Here is a 1,154-nt window from a genome sequence, read left to right on the forward strand (position 1 = left end):
GAATATAAATGGGTTAATATAGAATATTATATGATTTTATTTTGATATATCAAATTTTTGAATAACTTTGAAAAATAATTTAAAACGTAAAAATGACGTTTGTAAAATTTTAACCGAATAAAATTAGATTTTATTGAATTTTGCAAATCGTTTTAATCTCAAATAAACTAACAGGAAATGAAAGCAGATGCTAATTATCAAGAATTTGACAGTATAGACGAGGAGCAGTTACCTGTATCTAAACACAGGTTACAAGATTGGACACACTTTGCTGGTTTATATGCTGCAGAGCATGTTGCTGCAACAGAATTTGTAATTGGAGCTACTTTTGTGGCTTTAGGAGCTACTACTAAAGATATTCTGTTAGGATTATTAATAGGTAATATATTAGCTGTATTAAGTTGGACGCTTATAACATCTCCAATTGCAGTAGAAACACGATTAAGTTTATATACGTATTTAAATAAAATTGCCGGAGATTCTATGACAAAGCTCTATAATTGGGCTAATATTATCATTTTCACTGTTATTTCTGCGGCCATGATTACTGTATCTGCAACTGCCGTTCGATTTGCATTTGATATTCCTGCGCAACTGGATTGGTATCCTACGAATTTATGGTTTGTTTTAATTGTATTGTGTGTAGGTTTAGTGGTAGTAGCTATAGCTATCTATGGATTTAAAGCTGTTACAGAATTTTCAGGAATATGTGCTCCCTGGTTGTTTGTTATGTTTTTAAGTGGTGCTTTTATATTACTTCCTGCTTTGTCGCTTTCAGATTTAGGTCAAACACTTCCTTCAAGCTGGGCAGATTTTATAACTTTAGGAAACCACACCATTTGGACCGGATTAAACAGTAAAGGAGAACCGGGTATAGGTTTAGTAGAGGTTATAGGTTTTGCTTGGGCAGCCAATACAATTACTCACTTTGGTTTAATAGATATGGCCATGTTACGCTTTGCTAAAAAGAAATCTTACGGATTAACGACAAGTACAGGAATGATGTTTGGTCATTATATCGCTTGGATTTCTGCAGGGATTATGGGGGCAGGAGCAGCAGTTATAATAGGTAAACCTATTGTAGCACTAGATCCTGGAGATGTAGCATACTATGCTTTAGGTTGGTCTGGATTTGTTATTGTAATTGTGGCGGG

General features: G+C 34.1%; 1 protein-coding gene. It reads left to right on the plus strand.

Annotation, left to right across the window (positions count from 1 at the left end; genetic code table 11):
* Positions 1–177 precede the first annotated feature (177 nt).
* Positions 178–1,154, plus strand: a 977-nt coding sequence (locus AST99_RS04620) for a purine-cytosine permease family protein (protein WP_477190171.1), incomplete at its 3' end; no start/stop codon positions are given.

It is taken from the genome of Formosa algae, assembly GCF_001439665.1.
GTDB lineage: Bacteria > Bacteroidota > Bacteroidia > Flavobacteriales > Flavobacteriaceae > Formosa > Formosa algae.